5 protein-coding genes are annotated in these 6168 nt (G+C 52.4%); all 5 read left to right on the top strand.

The window, feature by feature from the left end:
- Nucleotides 1–753 (top strand): prepilin-type N-terminal cleavage/methylation domain-containing protein (locus ACMLHG_RS14585; protein WP_417170967.1); only part of this gene is annotated, 753 nt, incomplete at its 5' end.
- 226 nt (nucleotides 754–979) lie between these two features.
- On the top strand, nucleotides 980–3589 hold the full coding sequence (locus tag ACMLHG_RS14580; RefSeq protein WP_417170966.1) for a hypothetical protein: 2610 nt from the start codon (nucleotides 980–982) through the stop codon (nucleotides 3587–3589).
- Nucleotides 3590–3761: 172 nt separating this feature from the next.
- Nucleotides 3762–3998, top strand: a complete 237-nt coding sequence (locus ACMLHG_RS14575) for a hypothetical protein (RefSeq protein ID WP_417170965.1) — start codon at nucleotides 3762–3764, stop codon at nucleotides 3996–3998.
- Between the two features lie 372 nt (nucleotides 3999–4370).
- Nucleotides 4371–5681 carry a PHP domain-containing protein gene (locus tag ACMLHG_RS14570; protein ID WP_417170964.1) on the top strand — a complete coding sequence of 437 codons (1311 nt, stop codon included), beginning with the start codon at nucleotides 4371–4373 and terminating at the stop codon, nucleotides 5679–5681.
- Entirely contained in the window at nucleotides 5678–6088 is a 411-nt protein-coding gene (locus ACMLHG_RS14565) for a hypothetical protein (protein WP_417170963.1), read from the top strand. Before ACMLHG_RS14570 ends, ACMLHG_RS14565 begins: the two co-directional genes overlap by 4 nt.
- The last annotated feature ends 80 nt before the right edge of the window (nucleotides 6089–6168 follow it).

Raw genomic sequence — 6168 nt, 5'->3', positions numbered from 1 at the left:
CAGGAAAATGAAACAAATTTCGAGCGGTTCAGATCGGGAACAATTCGCTACTTTACCTTAACAGAACTTCTTATCGTTATTGCGATCATCGCGATTTTGGCGGCAATGCTTTTGCCTGCTCTCAATAAAGCCAGGGAGCGGGCGCAGGCAATTTCATGCACAAACCAGTTGAAACAATTATTGACTGTTGCGCAAATGTATGCGGGGGACAATAACGGCTTTTTTGTCGGACCGCGTTATCCCAAAGACGGGGACGACATCCGCTGGTTTCGACATTTATATGAAACTAATTATACTTCCGATCTGAAACTGGGAGTCTGTCCCTCTCTGGTTCCGCTGGCATCGGCAGACTCAGAAGCGAAAAACCGCTCTCTGTTCGAGAATAAGTGGACGGTACAATACTACACTTATGGTGCGGTGCATCGGTATACCCATCCGGTCAGTAACTGGAGTGCGACGGGCGGTGATTTTGATCCCTTTAACCTGGCTGCAACAAAGGTTAAAGATAGAGTCATGCCGGATAAGACCTGTTCTTCCAGCGAAGCGATCTTGTTTGGGGATGCACTTGCGAATGACTTAACCCCGAAACACTCGATTATCGAGGGGTGGGGGCGTGGGTTCTATACGGTTCACTCCGGAAAAGCAAACTGCGCATTCTTCGATGGGCATGTTGCCGGTCGTTCAAAAGGCGAATTGAAGGAACAGGGAATTCAGAAAGGATATGTTACTCTGGCGCCGATGGTCGATTTTTAATCGGAGGAAGGTAAAGTTCTTGACGCGTTTGCTTGCATCGCGGTAGTTATTTTCAATTTAAAGTAACATTAAGACAATAAACTCAATACGGAGGGTGAGAGTGATAATTTCTAAAACTTGCGGGCCGACAGTGAATACATTAAAAAGGTTTGTTTCAATAAACATCCTGTTATGCTTGGGCTGCATCAGCTCCGCAGTGGAGATCGCATTGACGGAAAACGGCGGTATGACGATCGACAATATCGCCCTGGCACTTGAACTGCATGACATGAGCAATCAGGTCACAGGCTCGAAGAGCAAACTGTTTCAGTTGCGGCAACCGCTCAAGACGGAAAACGGCATCAGTTCGATTTGTTATTCTCTTGCGATCCCCGGTGGAGCTTCGCCCGGCGATCTTTCATTGTCGCTGAAGAAAGAAGCGGACCATTCTTTCCGGTTTGACGGTCAGCTTCTTCTGGAACAGCCGACAAAGTTCAAGGGACTCTGTTTGCAGGGGTGGATTCCGACCTCCTGCTACAAAAAAGTCTCTTATGAGGTCGACGGCAAGACGATTCGCTTCCCGGAAGAATGGAATGGTTCGCGTCTCTTTGAGGGGCAGGTGAAACGCTTCCGGCTGCCGACCACAAATGGCGAACTTCTGCTGGAAGGCGATTTTTATTTACGGATCTCGGATTTGCGCAAATGGCAGAGTTCGTTCCAGCTCAAGATTGGTTTCCTCCCTCGGCAGGAGGAACTTCGGCGTGCCGGAATGAAATTTGCCGTCCGGTACGGAAAGTCCGGTGCTTTCGGGGGCGTGCTCGGTAATGTGAATCTGCCCGCTTTTATCGTAAAAGAGGGCGCGGATTGGAAAGCATATCGGTATCATAATTCAGTTGAACCGGGCAGTGCGCTTGATTTTTCCGCCTGGCTTGATGCTCCGGCCGGGAAATACGGACAGGTGATAAGCAAAAATGGACAATTCTATTTCCAGAAACGTCCGGGAATACCGGTACGTTTCTATGGTCCGAATCTGGTTGACAGCACCCAGTTTCCGACGAAGGAACAGGCCGAGGAAATTGCGAATTCTCTTGCTGCATTCGGCTTCAATGCTGTGCGTATCCATCACCACGACCATCTGATTTTCGACCGCAAGGCTCCTGGCCGTTTCGATGAAGAGCGTTTTGACCGTCTCGATTATTTGCTGGCTTGTCTGAAAGAACGCGGGATTTACTACACGACAGATATTTACGTGTCGCGGCGCAATATTCCCGGCAGCGATGTCGGCTTGTCCCATGACATCAAAAATCCCAGCGAATACAAAGCCCGCATCTACATTGATGATAACGTGCTGAATGACTGGAAACGCTGGGCAACCGGGTTTCTCGGGCATGTCAACCCATATACCGGAGTGGCACTCAAGGACGATCCGGCATTGCTTTCGCTCTGCTTGGTTAACGAAGGTAATCCCGGTCGGCAAATCTTCCGTTACCCGGAAGTGGAAAAGATGTATCGCGCCCGTTATGAGGAATGGAAGAAGACGCATCCCGACATCGGATTCTATGAATTCATCGCTGTTGTTGCCAAAGAACGTTTTGATGAAATGAAAAAGTTTCTCCGCGACATGGGATGTAAAGCACTGCTTACTGATCAGAACTATTGTCACGAGATCAATCTGACTGATGACCGTGCCCATTATGATTTCGTGGATACGCACATGTACTGGGATGTGCCATTCTTTGAAGGGAATTACTATCAGCCTCCGGCCCGTATGAGCCAATTGAATCATATTACATCGAAACCCGGATTGACGGGAGAACTTTTCCCGACCCGACTTTTAGGGCAGCCTTTCACGGTTACAGAGTTCAGCTTCTGTTATCCGAATCAGTTTCGTGCAGCCGGACCTGCGCTGATTGGAGCTTACGGTGCATTGCAGGATTGGAGCGGCATGTTCCCGTTCGCATTTTCGCACAACATTTGCGTCTGGAACAATCCGCCACGCTCGGTGAATGCGTTTCTCGACATCCTTTCCGATCCGATCAAGATGCTTTCGCATCGCATTGGAACGCACCTCTTCCTCAATGGAGGTGTCAAACCGGCTCAAACCGTTATTGCGGCTGTAGTTACCGAACCTTACGGTCAGGATTACATGAAACGGTTCAGCGACTCATTCTCCGAGCTCGGATTTCTGGCGCGTATCGGTTCGGTTTCTCATTTTCCCGTAGCGGGCAAGGTTGACGCTTACATAGATATGGGAACCGGAGTGCCACCCAAAAAAGAGAAAACACCGGTGGTGAAAGATTCTCTTGATCTGATACCCCAGCTCATTTATGCGGGATTCCTGCCGAAAAATTGTTATGATGGCAAAAATGGCATCATGAGTGCCGACCACGGTCGTTTGGAAATCAGTCGTAAACACAGCACTTTCAAGGCGGTTACGCCGAACAATGAAGTCCTGATTATGAAGGCCGGTACAACGTTGACGGGAAAATATATGTCAGTGGAAAACAAGGATACGTTTGCCACATTCGCCTTGCTTCCCGTTGACAATCATTACCTCGCCAATGCCAAACGTCTGACGCTGTTTCACCTCACCAATTCACTTGAGAGTGGCATGCGTTTTGCCAACGACCAGATGGAACGTCTCGACGCGTGGGGTAAAATGCCGTTTCTCGCCAAACACGGCAGAGCGGGTATTACGTTGCAGATTCCCGATATCGACCGGATTTATGCACTTGATATGGCCGGAAAACGCATTGGCGAACTTCCGTTCACCCGGAAAGGCAATGGTGCGATGATTGCCATCGATAACTTCAGGTTTTCTGAAGCGGTGTTTGCTTACGAGATTGTTCGGAAGTAGTTGTCTCTGCATATTACAGATCAAAAGATGTATCACGCAGGGGTTACGTTTCGGAGAGAACGGTGCCGGTGAATTCTTTCAAGTGAAGAGCCGAAAGGGCCGGGACGTTTTCACCATATGTGTTAGTCATCGCAAAAATTGATGCTGAAAAGTGATTTTTTCTTGAGAAAGTTTGATCACTCCATGCTCAAGAAAGGTTGTCATCATCTCGATTTTTCCTGAAAAAAATGCGATGACTAATGCGTATGGCGTTTTCTCAACGCTTGCCTGGAATGGCTGGCGGCTGTCGGAGTCCCGGCTGATTCTTCTTTCCCGCCTGACCGACACTCAGGCGGGAAAGGCAGATACCGAATTGAACGTTTTCAAACCGTTTGGCCAGACCATGCTTTACGAACTGGTCCGGAAGTGAGGATTTCAGTTCAGCCGTTTCCGGGTCTGCTACTCGGTGTCGCGGGCCGCTGAATATTCCATGAACTCGTACTTTGAATCGATGTCGTAATTTTCCGACATCGATTATTCTTTCTATTCCGGTTGTTTTCGTTTCTTTTCCGTTCGGTCAGGCTATGCTTTACGAACTGGTCCGGAAAGGAGGATTTAGGTCTGGCCGTTTCCGGGGCTGCCACTCGATATCGCTGATCGCTGAATATTCCATGAGCTTGTGCTTTGAATCAATGTCGTAATTTTCCGACATCGATTATTCTTTCTATTCCGGTTGTTTTCGTTTCTTTCTGGAATATATTATACACAAACGCAATTTCAATAAACTGGAGGGAACGGGAAAATGTACGAATACTGGAATTATTACGATGTGACTCCGAGAATGGTTCCGGCGGACCGGGAGAGCACGGTCACGATCCGGCCGCGCTTCACCCACGCGAAATTCCCGCCGGCGGACCGGATCAAAGTCCGGGTGATTCCGCTCGACGACGGCGTGCGCGAAGGCGGGCCGGAGCCGCTGCGCGGCTGGGAGCTGGATGCCGACGGCACACTGCGCATCCGGGCGAATTTCACCGGGGAGCAGGAGTACAACCTGACGCTGGAACTGACCGAACCCGGCAACCGCGAGGCGGACGAGTGGGCGCTCTGGGCGTGTGGAACGCTGCGTTTCAACGTCTATTCGCTCCGCGCCGATTTCTATGAGCGCCGTCCGTTCAAGGGGGATTTCCACATGCACAGCTGGTGTTCGGACGGACGCGAGGCGCCGGAATACGTCGCCGCCCGCAACCGCGAGGAAGGCTTCGATTTCATCGCCGTGACCGACCATCACCGTTACGCGCCGTCGCTGCAGGCGATCCGGGTCTGGAGCGAACTGCCGACCGACCTGAAGCTGTTTCCCGGCGAGGAGGTGCACTCCCCGGACAATCCGGTGCACATCATCAATTTCGGCGGCTCGTTCAGCGTGAACGAACTGGCTCGCAGTGGAGAGGACCGTTACCGGCGGGAGGTCGCCGCAATCGCGGAGACGCTGGGGCCGGAGGTGCGTGACCGGTTCGCGGTGGCGGCGAGCGAGTGGGTGTTCGACCGCATCCGCGAAGGAGGAGGGCTGGCGGTGTTCTGCCATCCCTACTGGCAGACCGAAGCCTATGTGATCAACGAGGGAATCACCACCGCGATCCTGAACCGCCGGAAGTTCGATGCGCTGGAGCTGATCGGCGGCTTCTACAAACACCAGTGGCGTTCCAACAACTTCCAGATCGCCCGCTATGGCGAGGAACGGGCCGGAGGGAATGCATTTCCGGTAGTCGGCCTCAGCGATTCGCACGGAACCGACACCGGCGCGCTGTTCGGCTGGTACTACACCGTCGTGCTGGCGAAGTCGGACCGGCTGGAGGATCTGGTCGAGGCGGTCAGGAACGGCTTCTGCTGCGCGGTCGAACATGTGGAGGGCGGCATTCCGCGCGTGTTCGGGGAGTTCCGCATGGTCAAATACATCAGTTTTCTGCTGGAGAGCTATTTCCCGCGCCATAAGGCGCTTTGCCGTACCGAGGGGGCGCTGATGAGCGAGGCGCTGGCCGGAAGCAACCGGGCCGTGGAGGCGCTCAAAATGCTGGCCGGGAGTGTCGCGGCTTACCGGGAGAGTTGTTTCCGATGAGCTGGACCGCGTTTTTTCTGGGGCTGGTGTCGGTATTTCTGCACGCCGGCTGGAACTTTCTGAGCAAGAGCGGCCGCCCTTCGGCGGCGTTTTATCTGGTGATGTCGATGACTTCCGCGACAATCTGGCTGCCGTTCTTCCTGTTCAGTGGACTGGCTGCCGGAAAACTGCCGTTCTCCTTTTGGCTGTACTGGATCGGCAGCGGCGTCTGCGAGGTGCTGTATGTGCTGGGATTGTTCAAGGCGTACAGCAAGTGCGATATTTCAATGGCGTATCCGCTGGCGCGCGCGCTGCCGGTGCTGATGGTGGCGGCGGTCACGATCGTATTCGGGATCGGCCGGATTCCGGTAAGCGCCCAGCGTTTCGGTAGCGCACGCTTCCGCAAAAGCGTGGAAACTTGGGTTTAATCTGCATGCAAAGTCCAGTGGCCTTGCAAAGGTGGAATTTTCTGCAATATTACAACAGGAGGATCCGAGGAACATCAATC

It is taken from the genome of Victivallis sp. (assembly GCF_048170485.1).
Taxonomy (GTDB): Bacteria; Verrucomicrobiota; Lentisphaeria; order Victivallales; family Victivallaceae; genus Victivallis.
This window is presented reverse-complemented; position numbering and strand designations above follow the sequence as displayed.